This is a genomic window from Singulisphaera rosea (assembly GCF_054877945.1).
On record NZ_JBTYIP020000040.1, the window covers coordinates 1 to 16,186 of the forward strand.

12 protein-coding genes are annotated in these 16,186 nt (G+C 63.8%); 4 read left to right on the plus strand and 8 right to left on the minus strand.

Annotated features, from left to right (window positions below):
- Positions 1–352 precede the first annotated feature (352 nt).
- From ACYOEI_RS37320 to ACYOEI_RS37340, 5 genes are all read right to left on the minus strand, one after another.
- The gene (locus tag ACYOEI_RS37320) at positions 353–1,354 is read right to left on the minus strand and encodes a DUF1559 family PulG-like putative transporter (RefSeq protein ID WP_462855519.1); all 1,002 of its coding nucleotides are present in this window, start codon (positions 1,352–1,354) and stop codon (positions 353–355) included.
- 735 nt (positions 1,355–2,089) lie between these two features.
- Complete coding sequence (locus ACYOEI_RS37325; RefSeq protein WP_462855521.1) at positions 2,090–3,124, minus strand: transposase; 1,035 nt, start codon at positions 3,122–3,124, stop codon at positions 2,090–2,092.
- A 249-nt stretch (positions 3,125–3,373) separates the two neighbouring features.
- Positions 3,374–3,853 (minus strand): hypothetical protein, encoded by a 480-nt coding sequence (locus ACYOEI_RS37330; protein WP_462855523.1) that lies wholly within the window; start codon positions 3,851–3,853, stop codon positions 3,374–3,376.
- 84 nt (positions 3,854–3,937) lie between these two features.
- A complete protein-coding gene (locus ACYOEI_RS37335; RefSeq protein ID WP_462855607.1) occupies positions 3,938–4,447 on the minus strand; it encodes a transposase in 510 nt (169 codons plus the stop codon).
- Between the two features lie 133 nt (positions 4,448–4,580).
- Entirely contained in the window at positions 4,581–5,231 is a 651-nt protein-coding gene (locus ACYOEI_RS37340; protein WP_462855524.1) for an RNA polymerase sigma factor, read from the minus strand.
- Between the two features lie 256 nt (positions 5,232–5,487).
- Here ACYOEI_RS37340 and ACYOEI_RS37345 point away from each other — a divergent pair, with 256 nt between their 5' ends.
- Positions 5,488–7,263 (plus strand): serine/threonine protein kinase, encoded by a 1,776-nt coding sequence (locus tag ACYOEI_RS37345; RefSeq protein WP_462855526.1) that lies wholly within the window; start codon positions 5,488–5,490, stop codon positions 7,261–7,263.
- A 79-nt stretch (positions 7,264–7,342) separates the two neighbouring features.
- Here ACYOEI_RS37345 and ACYOEI_RS37350 read toward each other — a convergent pair whose 3' ends face one another.
- A complete protein-coding gene (locus ACYOEI_RS37350; RefSeq protein WP_462855527.1) occupies positions 7,343–7,720 on the minus strand; it encodes a hypothetical protein in 378 nt (125 codons plus the stop codon).
- A gap of 268 nt (positions 7,721–7,988) precedes the next feature.
- Here ACYOEI_RS37350 and ACYOEI_RS37355 point away from each other — a divergent pair, with 268 nt between their 5' ends.
- The 3 genes from ACYOEI_RS37355 (at position 7,989) to ACYOEI_RS37365 (ending at position 13,198) form a co-directional block, all read left to right on the plus strand.
- Positions 7,989–9,821 carry an arylsulfatase gene (locus ACYOEI_RS37355; protein ID WP_462855528.1) on the plus strand — a complete coding sequence of 611 codons (1,833 nt, stop codon included), beginning with the start codon at positions 7,989–7,991 and terminating at the stop codon, positions 9,819–9,821.
- A gap of 200 nt (positions 9,822–10,021) precedes the next feature.
- Positions 10,022–12,427 carry an arylsulfatase gene (locus ACYOEI_RS37360; protein ID WP_462855529.1) on the plus strand — a complete coding sequence of 802 codons (2,406 nt, stop codon included), beginning with the start codon at positions 10,022–10,024 and terminating at the stop codon, positions 12,425–12,427.
- Positions 12,428–12,499: 72 nt separating this feature from the next.
- Positions 12,500–13,198: a class I SAM-dependent methyltransferase gene (locus ACYOEI_RS37365; RefSeq protein WP_462855530.1), complete on the plus strand. Its 699-nt coding sequence runs from the start codon at positions 12,500–12,502 to the stop codon at positions 13,196–13,198.
- 96 nt (positions 13,199–13,294) lie between these two features.
- On the opposite strand, the gene ACYOEI_RS37370 is transcribed toward ACYOEI_RS37365, so the two are convergent.
- Positions 13,295–14,626: a TolC family protein gene (locus ACYOEI_RS37370; RefSeq protein WP_462855531.1), complete on the minus strand. Its 1,332-nt coding sequence runs from the start codon at positions 14,624–14,626 to the stop codon at positions 13,295–13,297.
- A 170-nt stretch (positions 14,627–14,796) separates the two neighbouring features.
- A complete protein-coding gene (locus ACYOEI_RS37375) occupies positions 14,797–15,903 on the minus strand; it encodes a hypothetical protein (RefSeq protein ID WP_462855533.1) in 1,107 nt (368 codons plus the stop codon).
- Between the last annotated feature and the right edge of the window lie 283 nt (positions 15,904–16,186).

The window sequence follows — 16,186 nt, forward strand, 5'->3', positions numbered from 1 at the left end:
CGCCCGTGTGGTCCACGGTCTGCGGAGTGGCGTAGCGAAGTCATGAGATGAAGAGCCAGATGCGTTTGACGCGCACGTCTGGATCTGTGGGGGGCCTGGGTGGGCGACTACCCAGGTCTACCCGGCCTAAGTCGCCCCCGGCCTAAGTCGCCCCGGTTATCGTCAGCCGCCGTATACGTTATAGTGCCGGTTGTCTTAACCGACAGACCAGTTGTTTTTGCGGCCGTCGGTGTGCCACCATAAGCCGCAAAAGCGGCGATCGGCGAAAGGCACAGAAATGCGGCGGCCAAGAAAGAAACGCGGGCGATGGTCCTAGACATCAAAGGTAATCCTAATCAAATGGAAAAATTCATCACTTAATGATTTCGGTATCCGAAATCACTTCGCCCCCGGCTCGACTGCCGAGTGCTTGCCACACCTGGGTGGCGATCGTTGTCGGGACCGATGACACATGGCCATCGGCAAAGAGTGAGTTCACAATTTGCGGGTGGTTGCTTCCCGCCGTTATTGCCCCTTTCGTAACTTTTTCACCGTTCAAACAACTAAGTGCCCCCGGAGTCAAAGTATTATTATATAACGACGTCGTTAAACTTCCGCACATCCAATCGAAACCGAAAGGAAGTGATGCTAGCTTGGTGGAAGTGGGGTCAAGTCCGCGACACGCCGAAACAAATGCATCCAATTGATCAGGCATTCCCATATCAGGTCCGAAAAACACGACTCTCAACGGATCCGCATTTCCTAAAGTCAAACTTTTTCCGACTTGTTTGGCATCGGCAAGATTTCCGAGTAGCCATTCGGTCATCATTGTCGTATGGCTCAAACCATCGACGACACTCGCCGGTGATGAAGGCAAGTCGCTGAAGACGCCATTATCCTTGAACCGCTGATACCCATAACCGTAACAGCCTGCATAGTTGGTCACGCCAAGGGGAACGGCCTGAAAAGTCATGGCGTCAGATGGACAGACGAATACAGCAAGCGATGCCTTCGCCGCTGTGATGTTTTCTGGTCGTGTGCCAGGATCACTGCCGAGGTCAAAATTGAGAGCGTTGTAAAAATTTGCCTGTTCTATATATGGTAAAACCATGACTTGCGGTGAAAATGAAGAACCGGTCGAAGCCGGTGGGAACGAACCGCAGGCCGTCACGTAGTTATGCATGCCAATGCCAAGTTGCTTGAGGTTATTGCTGCATTGGGCGCGGCGTGCCGCTTCGCGGGCCATCTGCACGGCGGGTATGAGCAGGCCGATCAGCAACGTAATGACGGCAATTACTACGAGCACTTCGATCAGGGTGAATCCGGCTGCGTTGCGGCCACTGGTTTTGAATCCGAATATCCGTTTCGTGGTCATGAAAGGAATTCCCCACGTACGAGGCGACGTTGGCTACAACTGCTTGGCTTTATGTAAATCTGAAGAGAGCTCTATGAGCGCGTGATGCGTTCATTTCAGGATGGCGGCGAGCCGATCCGTCAAAACGGTAACCAAGCCATGGGGCCATGTCTATTCAGTCGGCAAGATTTTTTAAGCTAGACCTAAGCGTCCTAGTGTTTCTGGCTCCGCTTCGTCACGTTTTCTTCGGGATGGCCTTCGGCCCCTCCCCGTCCTCTTCGCTTCGTCGGCGTCGGGCAAGCGGCTTGCCCTTCAAGCGTCGGTTGCGGACATGCGGGCGGGGCCGCTTCATCCCGGCCGAAGACATGCTGGCCAAAATGCGTCAAATCCTGGCTGAGAGACAAGCTCAGCAGCCTACCGCATCGTCGTCACGGCCAGAGCCAACGCCGATGCAATCGAGGCGTTCCGCTGGATCACCCAGTGATCCCCCGTCGCGGCCGTCCCCTGGCTTGCCACAAGCCTAACATCACTGGCGCGACCAAAGGACATGCAAAGCAAACGTCCTACCAACGAAAACCCTGGAGCCAGCCGGGGCGATTTACGAACCTACCGAGTGGAGTGTACCTCGGGTCACATGCTCCGCCGATCGGGGGTCCGACGCCCGTGACGACGCGATGCCTTCGCCGAGGATCCAACGATCCCATGACATGGCCGCACCGACGATGAGACGGGTCGCGCTCGGCCTCAGTCCGGCCCTCAGATGGCAGGGCAGCCGTTGAGATTCGCCACCCGCCCCAGGCCCAGACGAGCCGCGACTTCCTCGAGACGAGACCGGCTCGACGCCAGGAATCGCCCGAGAAGCCGACCCTTCCTCAACCCCTCCAGCCGTTCTTGCCAGGTCTCCGCGCTCGAACCCAACCGATCGAGGATCTCGGACACCTCGCGGGCCACCGTCGCCTTACCCTCCCGGAAGAGCCGGGAGGTGTAATCGACCAAGAGCAAGTAGCTCCCCAGCGGGAACCCTTCCAGCATTCCTTCCCGGGTCGAATCCAACGGGCGACGATCCTCGACCGGGCACAGCCAGAGGAACTCCTCAAGCCCCGACGACGCGTCCGAACCGGCCACGCTGCCTTGGCGTGATGCCTCGAGGTCTTCGCACCGCCCTTGGTCCTTGACGTGGTCGACCCGCTCCTTGATCGACGTGTGCGGGCTCGCCTCGGGGACGTCGACGAGGCCCGCCGCGACCGGGTTGAGGTCGATGTAAGCACAGGTCGCCAGGAGCGACTCCTCATCGAGGATTCCGACGCTTTTGAAGCGCGATTCGAAGAACGCTCCCCGGCAATCGTCCTGGCGATTGGCGAGCCGAGAGAGGGGTTCCTTCAGGCACTTCATGAACCAACTGAGGCTCTGAAGCCGCCTTCGGGCGATCGCCACCCATTCGGCGTCCTTGAGCCGCCCCTGGACCCAGTCGTCGGAGACGGGCAAGGGTTGGCGGGAACGGTCGCGGGGCGGGAAGAGTCGCCCCCAGCGTCGCACGACCTCCTCATCGGACCATCCCCCGGCCACGTCGGGGTCGAGGCGGACGAGGACATGGAGATGGTTATCCATGACGGAGAAGGCGGCGACCGACATGGCGAAGATCTCCGCAAGTTCCTGGAGGCGCTGGTCGATCCAGGTCTTCCGGTCGTGCTCGGGGTTCCCCAGGAGGAAGGCGCGTCGCACGCAGCGAGTGACGCAGTGATACCAACGGGTGACGGTCGGATCCACCAGATGAGCACGCGCCATGGTCATCGGAAGGGCCTCCTGGGGTGTTCTTCAGAACACTAACCGCAGAGATGTCGACCGTCAAGACGCCCACCGTCAAGACGCCCACCGCCAAGATTGCTTTGCCTGTCCTTGACGTTTCCCTCCCTTGTTCTTCCCCTCTAGCGCTGGCCCTGGCCTCCTGGGGTGTTCCAAAGAACACCAACCACGGAGAAGCCGACCGTCAAGACGCCGACCGCCAAGATTGCAATGCCTGTCCTTTATCTTCCACCTCACTCAGAAAAGGATTAGTTTCCCCGCGGGAAAACAACCATCCCAACCGCACGGGAAGCGTCCATTCACATACCAAAAGGCTTGACTAGCGAAAAATCCAGGTGGCTGCACATCAGCATATTCAGCTTCTATACAGACCCCCAAGATATCCCACTGCACCGCATCTTCAAACATCTTAGGCAACCGTTCTGCTTGAACTACACAATCAATTTTCATTTGAACAAGCGGAACAATCACGGTTTTTAATTCTTCAACAATCTTGTTCCATTTCCTAAAAAGATCGGGAGCCTTTCGTGAGACATGTTCGGCGAATTGGTTCGAAGCCTCCAGCTGAAGATTTTCCCACTCCTGAGAGGAACAGGAAGCAATAGCGGCATCCCAGGATTGCACCAACACAAATGGACCATCTACCACTCGTCCAACATCGGCAAACCACTCTGCATGTTTTAAACGATCTATCGTCGCTCGAGTACGGTCATGCATTGTTCAACCTATGGTGGCCGTCATTTGGCTTGCCCGATCGGGAAGGGTATCCGTGGCACGAAGTCAGTCTCACCTAGTGCTCTGTCAAACTTCTAATTTAGGGTAAATCGATTTCAGTTTCACCCGAGCGTCATCCATCTTAAACTGCCAATCGACGGTCCGTTGTCTGGCGTTGCTGTGCTCATGCCAAGGGGTCGTCTCGTTGCCGAGCTCCTCGATCGTCGCGAAGCGACGCCCTGTGACGCATTGCCGAGTCATCGAGCTCAGCTCGTTCTCGGCGATGTTCAACCAACTCCCATGCTTGGGCGTGTGGCAAAACTCCAAACGTCTGACCAGCGCCGTCGCTTTCGCCGGCTCGAAAGCCTCGTAGAACGCCCCCTTCGTGTGCGTGTTCAGATTGTCGCAGACCAAGATCACCTTCTCCGCCGACGCGTAACGGTTCCCCAGCAAGGCCTCCATCTCCTGAGCCCAATCCACCTTGGTCCGTCGTTCTCGCACCGTCACCTGACGCCATCCTGCTAAGGGCTCGCAGAACATGAAAATGCTCGCGGTCCCCGCACGCTCGGGGCGACTTAGGGGGCGACTTAGGGTCAGACCTAGTTTCTAGTTTTTTCGCTCGCCCCTGCGGCGTGAACATCCGCTTTCGGGTCATCGACGCATTGTTCCGTGTGACATCCGGACGTGAGCCGCTCCAGGGAGACATGCGTCGGAGGCTCGGCCCGACCGATCAGCGAGGGGGCGGGAAGCTATCCCGCGTGGGCTCGCCGAGGACGTCTTTGAGCCGGCGCAGGACGCGCGACTTGGTCTTGCGGATGGAGGCCGCCGAGACTCCGAGGTCTTCGGCGAGGACGGCGGGCGCCTGGCCCTCGACCGTGACCCGCCAGAAGATCTGCCAGGTCCTCTCCTCGAACTCGTCGCGCACCAGTCGGAGCGCGTCTCGGTAGATCGCCCCGACGAACCGCCCCTCGTCCTCGTCGGCGATCGGCAACTCGTTGGGGTCGGGGACGAGCAAGGACCGTTCGTAGAAATCGGTCCCCCCCTGGCCGGGCGAGCCCCGTCTCCTGACGAACGAGAGCGTCTTGTGACGGGCGACACCGCGGAGCCAGGCGCGGAAGGAGTCGCCCTCGCGCTCGCGGCGGAAGTCCTTGAGGCTGCTGAAGATCGCCTGGAAGATCTCCTGGAGGACGTCGTCGGTGTCCTCGACGCCCACGCCCCAACTCCGGCACCAGTGGCGGAGGAGCGGGGTGTAGAGCCTCGTCAGCCGCTGCCAGGCGTCGTGGTCACAGAGCTTGACCTGCTCGAGCAGGGTCATCGACGTCAACCCCGCCCGGCCGTCGCCGCCGAACGGAAGGGATCCGGACATCGAGGGATGAGGCATGGTGTGACATCCTCCTCGGACTCCGGACGGGTAACGCCCCGCCGAGGCCCGGGCGCCGGGGTGTCTTCACTCCAGTCGGGGATATCGACGCCCTTGCGTCGAGTTCGTTGGAAGAGGGGCACGAAAGGGAGAGGACGGGCTCGTGCCCCGTGACCGTGCGTGTGTCCTGCAAAAAGGGGGGGACATCCATTAGGGATGCTGGACTCGTTGCCACGCCTCCAGTGTAATGGGGCCAGGCTCGCCGAGGAAGAACCAAATGCGAACCGACGCCTGTCCCTCCGATGAGATGCTGGCCGCGTTCAACCTCGGGGACCTGCCCGAGGCGATGCTCGACGCGATCGAGGCCCATCAGGAGTCTTGCCCGAGCTGCGAGTCCAGGGCCCGACTCCAGGACTCCCGGACGGATGCGGTGATCGAGGACCTCCGCCGATCCCTCTTCTTCGGCACTCGTGCCGAGGATGAGATCGACGTCGGCCTGGGCCGCGGCGATCGCCCGCCTTCTCTGCGAATGGAAGGGGACAAGCGGCCCAGGGCCGAAGGGCAGCCCCCCCGACTGCCCGATTACGACGTCGAAGGCTCGCCGCTCGGGAGGGGCAGCACGGGGATCGTCTACAAGGCGCGTCACCGGAAGCTGGACCGAGTGGTGGCGCTGAAGATGATCGCGGGGAAGTCGAGCCGGGCCTCGGCACTCTTCCCGATCGAAGCCAAGGCGGTCGCCCGGCTCCAGCACCCGAACATCGTGCAGATCTTCGAGATCGGCGAGTTCGAGGGGGAGCCTTTCCTCGCGCTCGAGTTCGTCGGCGGAGGCTCGCTCGAGCGCAACCTCGCGGGACAGGTGCAGCCGCCGCGCCAGGCGGCCGAGACGCTCCGCACCCTGGCCCTGGCCGTCGACCACGCCCATCGGCAGGGGGTCGTCCATTGCGACCTCAAGCCCGCCAACATCCTGATCACCGACGAAGGGGTCCCGAAGATCTCCGACTTCGGCGTGGCGAAGTGGCTGCCCTCGGACGACCATTGGGTCAAGGAAGGGCGCATCGTGGGCACCCCCCGCTACATGGCGCCCGAGCAAGCCAACGGGAGCGTCCGGAGTATCGGCCCGACGACTGATGTCTACAGCCTGGGCGTGATCCTCTACGAGATGCTCACCGGCCGCACCCCGCACCACTCCGTCGACCCCTTGGAGACACTCCGACTCGTCCGCGAGCAGGAACCGATCGCTCTCGAGCGGATGCAGCCGAGGCTGCCGCGCGACCTCGTGACGATCGTCGCCAAGTGCCTTTGCAAGGAACCCGGTCGGCGCTACGCCGACGCGAAGGCGCTGGCCGACGACCTCGGGCGGTTCCTCGCGGATGAGCCGATCCAGGGCCGCCTCCTCGGTCGCGTCGAGCGGGCCTACCACCGTGCCAAGCGACATCCGGTGCTCGTCGGCGGCCTCGCCCTCGGTATCCTTTCCGTGGCCGCCTACCACGTCCGGAACGGACGCCATCAAGCGATCCTCCCACTCGCGTCGGCCCATCCGAGCGGGGGGGGCCCGCCCCCGACGAGCCTGCGACGAGGCAACCTCCACGGCGCCGTCGTCGAGCCCCAGGTCGACGGTTCGATCCGCCTCGGCGCGGCCGCCGCCGACATCTACGGCAATTCGCTCGTTTTCGAGCCTCCGTTCGCCAACCTGGGCTACTGGCTCGGGCCCGACGACTACGCGCGCTGGGCCTTCCGGGCCAATCAACCGGCGAGTTATACCGTGGCCCTCGAATACTCGAACGCCACACCCCAAGGCTCGGCGGGCAACGCCTTCCAGATCCGCGTCGGCTCCTCCACGTTGCGCGGCGAGGCCATCGGCACCGGCTCCTGGACGGACTTCCGCGTCATTGCCGTCGGGACCCTGAGCCTCCCGGCCGGCGTCCATCGGCTCGAGGTCCACCCCGACGGTCCCGTACGCGGCCCGCTGTTCGACCTCCGTGCCGTGACCCTGACGCCTCGCAAGAAAGAGCCCCTGCCCCGCCCCTCGCGACCGCTCTCGCCGAGAGACTGAGCCCTGCCTTTTCGCGGTGCCACGACTTCGACAGCTTCGAACAGGCAACGCCTGGTTCGTCAGAGAGATCGAGATAAAATTAATATTTGATAATTTGGGGCGGATTGCATCTTGCGGGCGCCCCGCTCATCTCCGCCCCCACGACATCCTCACGAACATCCGTCCGCCCCAGGACTGATGTTCGAAGGTCCGCGGCTTGCAACATCCAGACATCCTGCGCGAAATCCAGGGCCTGACGGTCGCCGAGTAGCCCGGGAGGGACCTCGAACACGAAGGTCTCCGGGCGATTCGTCCATTTCGGGGCGTCCTGGACCCTCCACGTCTCGACCCAGTGCCACTCCTCGCCGCGGCCGTGCATCATCTTGAGGATTTCCTCGGTGATGTCGGCGTGATTCGCGAGCTTCAGGCCGTAGCCTTCGATGAGCCGCTTGCAGGGTTCGGTGTCGGATGCATTCATGAAGCTCATTTTCCGCTGAGGGGTTAAGGGGGGCAATCCCTTGGGAAATGGGTTGGTCTGCGGTCGGGTTGAGCGGCTCGGGCCCGAGGTTCGGACGGGGATGGGGCTCGATCTTGCCAAGTTGGGCGGGTTGGTCATGGTCGAGGGGGAGTCTAATCTGTTAGGAAGATGGGTCGAACGTTCCGGTCACGGGGGTCGGCCGGAGTTCGATGGACACGTTGTGGATGCGTTCGGCGATAGGCTTCGACCGACGGAAGGGGACGGGAACGTGCGCTCCAGATCGACTTTGACCACGGCGGTAACCATTGCCATCGGCGCGTCGCTCGGATGGGTCGCGGCCCAGGCTCGCCTGGGAATCACCCCTCCGGCCGCGGCGGCCCCGGCGACGGCGGACCTAGCGGCGGCTTCGCCCGTCCTGACGGAGCGGGCGACGTGCAGCCCTGCGGGGCTCTCGAAGGGTAAGCTCCTGGCCCTGGCGGCGCCGGAGTCGGCCAAGGAGAGCTCGGCCGCCCGATCGGGCAAGACGCCGAACATCCTGGTCATCTTCGGCGACGACGTCGGCATCACCAACATCAGCGCCTACAGCGATGGCCTGATGGGGTACGAGACGCCCAACATCGACCGCATCGCGAAGGAGGGGCTCCGATTCCTCCATTACTACGGCGAGCAGTCGTGCACCGCCGGGCGGGCGGCCTTCCTGACCGGGCAGCACGGGCTCCGTACCGGGCTCACCAAGGTGGGGTTCCCGGGCGCACCCATGGGCATGAGTCAACTCGACCCCTCGATCGGCGGGTTGCTCAAGAACCTCGGCTACGCCACCGGGCAATTCGGCAAGAACCACGTCGGCGACCGCAACGAGTCGCTCCCCACTGTCAACGGCTTCGATGAGTTCTTCGGCAACCTCTACCACCTGAATGCCGAGGAGGAGCCCGAGCTGCCCGATTACCCGAAAGACCCCGCGTATCGCGCCAAGTTCGGCCCGCGCGGCGTGCTCAAGTGCAAGGCGTCCGATAAGGACGACCCCACGGTCGAGCCTCGCTTCGGGAAGGTCGGCAAGCAGACGATCGAAGACACCGGCGCGCTCACGAAGAAGCGCATGGAGACGATCGACGACGAGACGTCCGCCGCGGCGATCGACTACATGAAGCGGCGGAAGGCGTCGGAGAAGCCGTTCTTCGTGTGGTACAACGCGACGCGGATGCACTTGCGCACGCACGTCCGCCCCGAGCACCGAGGCCGCTACAAGCACGGCGACAGCGAATACATCGACGGCATGCTCGAGCACGACGATACCGTCGGCTCGCTCCTCAAGGCGCTCGACGACATGGGCATCGCCGACGACACGATCGTCGTCTACTCGAGCGACAACGGCCCGCACATGAACACCTGGCCCGACGGGGCCATGACCTCGTTCCGCTCGGAGAAGAACACCAACTGGGAAGGGGCCTTCCGGGTCCCCTGCCTGGTCCGCTGGCCGGGCGTGATCAAGCCGGGGACGGTGACCAACCAGCTCATGAGCCACAACGACTGGGTCCCGACACTCTGCTCGATCGCGGGCGAGCCGGACCTGGTCAATAAGTGCTTGAAGGGTTATGTGGCCAACGGCAACACGTACAAGGTCCACCTCGACGGCTATGATCAGTCGGCCTTCCTGCGAGGGGTGGGAGGGGCCGCGGCCCACGACAACGGCGTGAAGAGCGCACGCCAGAAATTCTTCTACTCCGACGACGACGGCCTGTTCGTGGCCGCCCGGGTGGGCGACTACAAGTTCAGCTTCGCGGAGCAGCGCCTGGCCGGCACGCTCGGCGTCTGGGCCGAGCCGTTCACGAAGCTTCGCCTCCAGAAGATGTATAACCTGATGCAGGACCCGTACGAGCGGGCGGACATCACATCCAACACCTACTGGGACTGGCTCCTCAACCACGTCCCCCTCGCCTACGGGCTCATGGAAGAGGTTGCGAAGTTCGCCGGGACGTTCAAGGAGTTCCCGCCACGCTCGATCCCGCCGAGCTTCAACCCGTCGACCATCATGGAAGAGACGATCGACGAAATCCGTCAGGCGAAGAAGCGGGCGGAGGCGATGCGGGGAGCCAAGGAATAGTCCGGACTCCAGACTTCGTGCTCCTGATCCGGGCGCTTCGCGGCGAAGCGTCCCGGATTTCACGCCTTCGGGCGGCCGATCCACGACTGGTTCGACGAGGCGCTTCGGTCCAAGGGCCCTGGGGGAAGTCGAGGTCGTCTCCCATCGCGAGGCGGACCGCCCCATGCATACGACGAATCCTTTCCGGGAACGAATCTCCCATGTCACTCCGGGTCTCATCGAAGTTTGTCGCGGCGATGGCGATGCTGGGCGGGCTGGCCGTCACCGAGGGTGCTTCCCCCGGCCTCGCCCAGGCGCAAACAGGCTCGGCATCCGGCCCCGGGTCGGATTCATCGGGGACGCCGCAGGTCCTGCCCCGGGCGGATTTCCATTTCCCCGGGACCGTCGGCCGAACCTACCTCGACTCCGACAAGGCACAGTTCCCGCAGCCCGTCCGGGCGCCGAAGGGGGCGCCCAATGTCGTCTTGATCGTGATCGACGACGCCGGCTTCGGCCAGTTCGGCACGTTCGGCGGGGGTATCCCGTCGCCGACGATGGACCGCCTCGCGGCCGAAGGCTTGCGTTACAACCGGTTCCACACGACCGCGTTGTGCAGCCCGACTCGGGCCGCGCTGATCACCGGTCGGAATCACCACTCGGCGGCCTTCGCGGGGGTCACCCAACTCGCTACGGGGTATGACGGATATACGTGCATCCTGCCCAGGAGCTGCGGGACCGTCGGCGAGGTCTTGCGTCAGAACGGCTACATGACGGCCTGGGTGGGGAAGAACCACAACACGCCGACCTGGGAGACGAGCGCCGCCGGCCCTTTCGACCGCTGGCCGAACGGGCTCGGGTTCGACTACTTCTACGGTTTCAACGACGGGGACATGAACCACTGGAACCCGGTCCTCTATGAGAACCGGAACCTCGTCCCGGCGTCGACCGACCCGAACTACCACATGACGGAAGACATCGCCGACAAGGCCGTGGCGTGGGTCCGAAGGACGAAGAGCATCGCCCCGGACAAGCCGTTCTTCCTCTACGTCGCACCAGGCGCGACGCATTCCCCGCACCATGCCCCGAAGTCGTGGATCGACAGGTTTCGGGGGCATTACGACGCCGGGTGGGATCGCTATCGCGAGGAGACCTTCGCTCGCCAGAAGGCGCTCGGGGTCATCCCGTTCGACTCGAAGCTGACGGCCCGCCCGGAAGGGCTGCCGGCGTGGGATTCCCTGAACGCGGACCAGAAGCGGCTCTATGCCCGGATGATGGAGGTGTTTGCCGGACATGGGGCCTTCGTCGACGATCAGATGGGCCGCGTCGTCGACGCCGTCAAGCAACTGCCCGGGGCCGAAAACACGCTGTTCCTCTACATGGCCGGGGACAACGGGGCGAGCGCGGAGGGGGGCCTCGAGGGGTCGCTCAATGAGAACCTCTTCTTCAACGGCCTCCCCGAAAAATGGCAAGACAACCTGAAGGCGATCGACGAGTTGGGGGGGCCGAAGCACTTCAATAATTTCCCATGCGCCTGGGCGCATGCGATGAATACCCCGTTCCAGTGGACCAAGCAGGTCGCGAGCCATTTCGGCGGCACGCGGAACCCGTTGATCGTCTCGTGGCCGTCGAGGATCAAGGACAAAGGGGGGCTGCGGAGCCAGTTCACCCACGTCATCGACGTGGTCCCGACGATCTACGAGGTTTGTGGGATCACTCCGCCGACCGTCCTGAACGGGGTCCCGCAGAAGCCGATCGAAGGGACCGGGTTTGCGTACACGTTCGACGACGCCAAGGCCCGAGGGCGGAAGACGACCCAGTACTTCGAGATGGCCTGCAACCGAGGGCTCTACCACGAAGGGTGGATGGCGTCATCGCGGGCGTTCGTGCCCTGGCAGCCGACCCATGGCGCGTTCGACCCCGATAAGGCGCGTTGGGAACTCTACGACATCGAGCACGACTTCAGCCAGGCGAATGACCTGGCGGCGGCGCATCCCGAGAAGTTGCGGGCGCTCCAGGATCTCTGGTGGGTCGAGGGGGCCCGGCACAACGTCTTGCCGCTCGACTGGCGCGAGACCGAGCGAAGGAACTCCGAGGCGATGGGACGACCGAGCCTCGGCGGCGACACCAAGAGGTTTACTTATTATCCCGGCCAGGTTGGCCTCCCGAACGACGCCGCGCCGCGCATCCTCAACAAGTCCTGGACGATCACGGCGGAGCTCGACTTGCCGCCGTCGGCGGAGGGGATGATCCTCACGCAAGGCGGGCTCGTCGGCGGCTACGGGCTCTACCTCCGCGCGGGCAGGCCGGTGTTCGTTTACAACTACTTCGGACTGGAGCGTGTGGAGCTTGCCGGTCAGGAGCCACTCCCCAAAGGGCCAGCGACCCTGTCGGTCGACTTCGCGTACGAGGGCAAGCCGGGCGAGCTCGGGAAGAGTGGGCGGCTCAGGCTCCTGGCCAGCGACAAGGTCGTGGCCGAAGGGCGGCTCGAGAAGACCATCCCCATCCGCATCGGCCTCGGTGACGGGCTCGACGTGGGGATGGACGTCGGCTCACCGGTGGATTTTACCTATCGACTGCCGTTCGCATTCACGGGGAAAATCGGAAAGGTGATCATTGATTTAAAGTGAGCGATTGGTTCGGTGCCCGTTGTGGGTGGCGGTGATGGCGAATGGCGGGTTGGCCCGCGACAGGGAAGGTTCATGGAACGAGAAGGACTTCAGAAGGTCTTCGACCAGAAGTGCGCTTCGGGCTACGACCAGCAATGGGCGAAGATGGCACCGTTGCGGGACGCTCTGCATCTGCTGATGGGGGCCGTGCTCTCGGAGCTGGGGGCCGATGCGAGGATCCTCTGCGTCGGAGCGGGGACGGGCCCGGAGCTGATCTTTCTCGCCGAGCGATTCCCGGGATGGCGGTTCGTCGCGGTCGAGCCGTCGGCGCCGATGCTCGACGTCTGCCGTCGCAAGGCCGAGGAACGTGGGATCGCGGATCGCTGCGAATTCCACGAGGGCTATCTCGAATCGCTCCCGCCGGGGGAGGCGTTCGACGCCGCGACGTCGCTGCTCGTGTCCCAGTTCCTCCTGGATCGGGAGGTACGAACCGGCCTCTTCCGCGCGATCGCCGACCGGCTCCGCCCCGGTGGAGTCCTGGTCAACGCGGATCTGGCATCCGACGCGAGCCCGGCGGCCTACCGGGACTTGAGCGATGTCTGGTTCCGGGTGATGCGGGCGGGTGACCTTACGCCTGAGGCGATCGAGAAAATGCGGGCGGCCTACGAACGTGATGTGGCCGTGCTGCCTCCGGATGAGGTTTGCGGGATCATCTCGGCCGGGGGCTTCGATAAGCCGATCCAGTTCCTCCAGACCGGCCTCATCCGCGCCTGGTCCGCGCGGCGGGTGTGAACGCCGCTGTGGTATCGATGCGGTTGCGGCGTTGTCTCCGAGAAGAGTACGGGCACGGAGCCGGACGTCTCGCCGGCTGGGGAGCGTTCGGGTCGGTCAGTTGGCCCCGATCTGGCTCATGAGCTTGGCGTGGGCGACGCGGTAGTTGGCCTCGGCCTGGAACTCCTCAAGTTGGGCCTTGGCGGTGGCGACCTTGGCGGCCTGGATGGAGGCGGGGTCTTTCGCGGAGGCCTCGGCGGCCTTCCTGGCTCGGGTCATTTCGCCGGCGAGCGCCAGGGCTTCGTTCGCCTGCTCGAAGCTGGCGTAAGATTGGCGAGCCTCGAGGACGACCTTGTCGATGGTCGCCTGGATGTTCGTCTGGGCCTGGGCGATCTGGAATTCACGCTGGTACTTGAGGTGCCTGCGCTTCCCCCAATCGACGAACGTGTAGGAGGCCGAGATGCCGAAGGCGCCGATGTTCGGCTGGATGATCGGGGCGGCGGTCTGATTGAAGTAAGAGCCGAAGACGTTGATGTCGGGCAGGAACTCCGACTTGGCGACCTGGAGCGCGGCCATGGCCTTCCGGGACGTGGCTGACGCCTCCTGGACCTGTGGGTTGCACGCGAGGGCTCGATTCGCGGCCTCGTCGGCCGAGTGGACGGGGGGTGCGGGGGGCATCGGGTCTTCGAGCATGAGGATCGTGCCCGCCGGCAGGCCGACGAGGTTGACGAGCTGCTCGGCGATGTCCGCCGCCTGGCCGTGGACCTGGTTCAAGGCCTGCCTCGCCTCGAGGGCGGCCACGCGGACCTCGGGCGATCGGGTCGTCTTCGAGAGTTGTTCGGCGTAGTCGACCTGGAGCCGGAGCGCGGCCTCGACGCGCTGGGCCCCGTACAGGCCGTAGAACGCCTGGGCGACCCCCGAGAGGAGGTCACGCGTCCCTTGGGCGAGCTGGGCGTGGGCGATTTCCTCGTCGGCCTTGGCGATCTTGACCGCGGCGTTCACGGCGATCAGCTTCGTGATCGGCTGCGCGAGGGTGATCGCCGCGAGGGAGCTGTCCTGGTTGATCGCGGTGACCGAGACGGTGCGGGCCCCGGCCGGGAGGAACCCGAGCCGACCCGTCCGCACGGTATTCACGACGCCGAGGCTCGAGTCGAAGTGGAAATACGTGACGTTGCCGAGGAGCTTCGGCAGGTAGTCGGTCCTGGCGGCGGCCGTGGCCTCGTGCTTCTCCAGGATCCCGAGATTGGCGAGCCCAAGCCCCTTGCTCGTGGCGAGGGCCCGCTGCTTGGCGTCGTCGAGCGTCAGGTGGTAGACGCCCGAGGCTGTGGCCATCGTCATGGCCGGTGGGATCGAGGCCGGGATCCCCACATCCTGGGCAGCGACCGGCCGCACGCACGCGAGGGCAGTCACGAGACTCGTCTTTAGGACGAGTCGGAACGGAGTCGACATGGCCCCTCCTGGGTCCTGCCCCTCGCGAAGGCGTCCCAGGTCCTCCGGGACGACTCGGTCGGAATCCAACGTTGATCACCGGAAACGTCAGGGTTATCGGCTGTAGGCCCGAATCTTCTCCAGGCCAATGAGCAACCGGGTTCTCTGGGATCCAGGGTTGCCGTGCGTGATCACTCCACTCGGGCCGCTTCGCGATCGTTGTGGATGGAAGCGACATGGTTCGCAGGGCCCGGCGAGGGGGGCAAGGCGTCGACGACGGAATGTCGTCGCACGGTCAGTTGGCGTTTCCGATCATAGGCGAGCGAGAAGACCCACCGACCATCGGGCGAGAAGGCGGGCGGGCTCATGACGCATTGCTCGTCGACCGTGACTTCGTTGGCCCGGTCGAATCGAGGCGTGGCCGTCTCCGGGTCGAACTCGAGTCGGACCAGTTGCAGCTGCCAGGCCTGCGCCCCCTTCAGCTTGAGGAGGTACGCGAGCGCCAGGTCCCCGTCGGGCATGGCGGAGACGCTCGGCATGCGTTCGTCGGACCAACCGGTCGTCGGCGAGCCGGACCTCAGGGGGGCGAGGTTTCCGGCCGCCTCGATCGACGAGGCGTCCGGGCTGATGCGGAGCCACGAGATCTGCCGTTGGCAGTAACCCTGGGAGTGTCCGTCGAGGAGGAGTACGGAAACGAGGAGTCCCCTTAGCCTCGGGTCGGAAGGCCAAATCGTATCCTCCACCATCGGCTTGACCTTGCCCTGCGGGAGGCTTTGCCAGTTGAGGGGGCGGTGCGGGAACTCGTCACTCGAACCGTCGCGATTCCGAGGGTCCTGCCCGAAGTCGAAGCGGTAGAGTTGACCGTCCCACCCGACGACCAGGATTCGCCCCGAGGCGTCCGGTGACCACGCGGGGGGCGACGCGGGGAAGAAGTTGACCTCGGTCTGCTCCATGAGCTTTCCGTCCGGCCATCGGAATCGGGCCAGCTTGAAGGCGAGCGAACCTTCTGAAGAATTGCCGGGCGCCCGCAACATCCAGGAACTGGCGATCGAGGTTCGGCCTTGCTCATCCCGCCAGGGCGAGCACGAGGCGGTGTTGAAGGCCAGCGAATGGCCTAACGCGATCGGGACCAGTTCGCCTCGCTCGGTGTCGAGCATTAAGATATTAGGATGACTGATTAGCTGCTGATTCACCGGGGCGTACTTCGGTTGGGAGAGTACGCGGACCTCCGGAGGCGTCGAATGCGGGGCGCGGCCGACCAGGACGGCGACTCCGAGCACGACAGCCGACGCGGTCATGACAAATCGAATAGGGAGAAGCCAAGAGAATCCCATGGGCAGAGACTCCGAGGCAGGCGAGGGACCTGAAAGCCACCCGACCGGCATCCGCATACGCCGATCCGAGAAACGAACCTCTGCTGGCTCGCCATATGCCTCCACCCACGAATGGTACGTTGGAATCGGATGCCGAACGTGAGCTCCATTCACAACCCGCACGGGAGGGGCGATATAATCGAGTGGGCAGGGTTAACGAAGGTAGAAGCGGATGGTCGGGGCTCGCCTCGGTTGAAATGAGGAGGGC

Coding starts and splice junctions, on each gene's coding strand:
- ACYOEI_RS37350 (WP_462855527.1), bottom strand. CDS start 7,720: ATGAATGCATCCGACACCGAACCCTGCAAGCGGCTCATCGAAGGCTAC.
- ACYOEI_RS37365 (WP_462855530.1), top strand. CDS start 12,500: ATGGAACGAGAAGGACTTCAGAAGGTCTTCGACCAGAAGTGCGCTTCG.
- ACYOEI_RS37325 (WP_462855521.1), bottom strand. CDS start 3,124: ATGACCATGGCGCGTGCTCATCTGGTGGATCCGACCGTCACCCGTTGG.
- ACYOEI_RS37320 (WP_462855519.1), bottom strand. CDS start 1,354: ATGACCACGAAACGGATATTCGGATTCAAAACCAGTGGCCGCAACGCA.
- ACYOEI_RS37375 (WP_462855533.1), bottom strand. CDS start 15,903: ATGACCGCGTCGGCTGTCGTGCTCGGAGTCGCCGTCCTGGTCGGCCGC.
- ACYOEI_RS37360 (WP_462855529.1), top strand. CDS start 10,022: ATGTCACTCCGGGTCTCATCGAAGTTTGTCGCGGCGATGGCGATGCTG.
- ACYOEI_RS37370 (WP_462855531.1), bottom strand. CDS start 14,626: ATGTCGACTCCGTTCCGACTCGTCCTAAAGACGAGTCTCGTGACTGCC.
- ACYOEI_RS37340 (WP_462855524.1), bottom strand. CDS start 5,231: ATGCCTCATCCCTCGATGTCCGGATCCCTTCCGTTCGGCGGCGACGGC.
- ACYOEI_RS37330 (WP_462855523.1), bottom strand. CDS start 3,853: ATGCATGACCGTACTCGAGCGACGATAGATCGTTTAAAACATGCAGAG.
- ACYOEI_RS37345 (WP_462855526.1), top strand. CDS start 5,488: ATGCGAACCGACGCCTGTCCCTCCGATGAGATGCTGGCCGCGTTCAAC.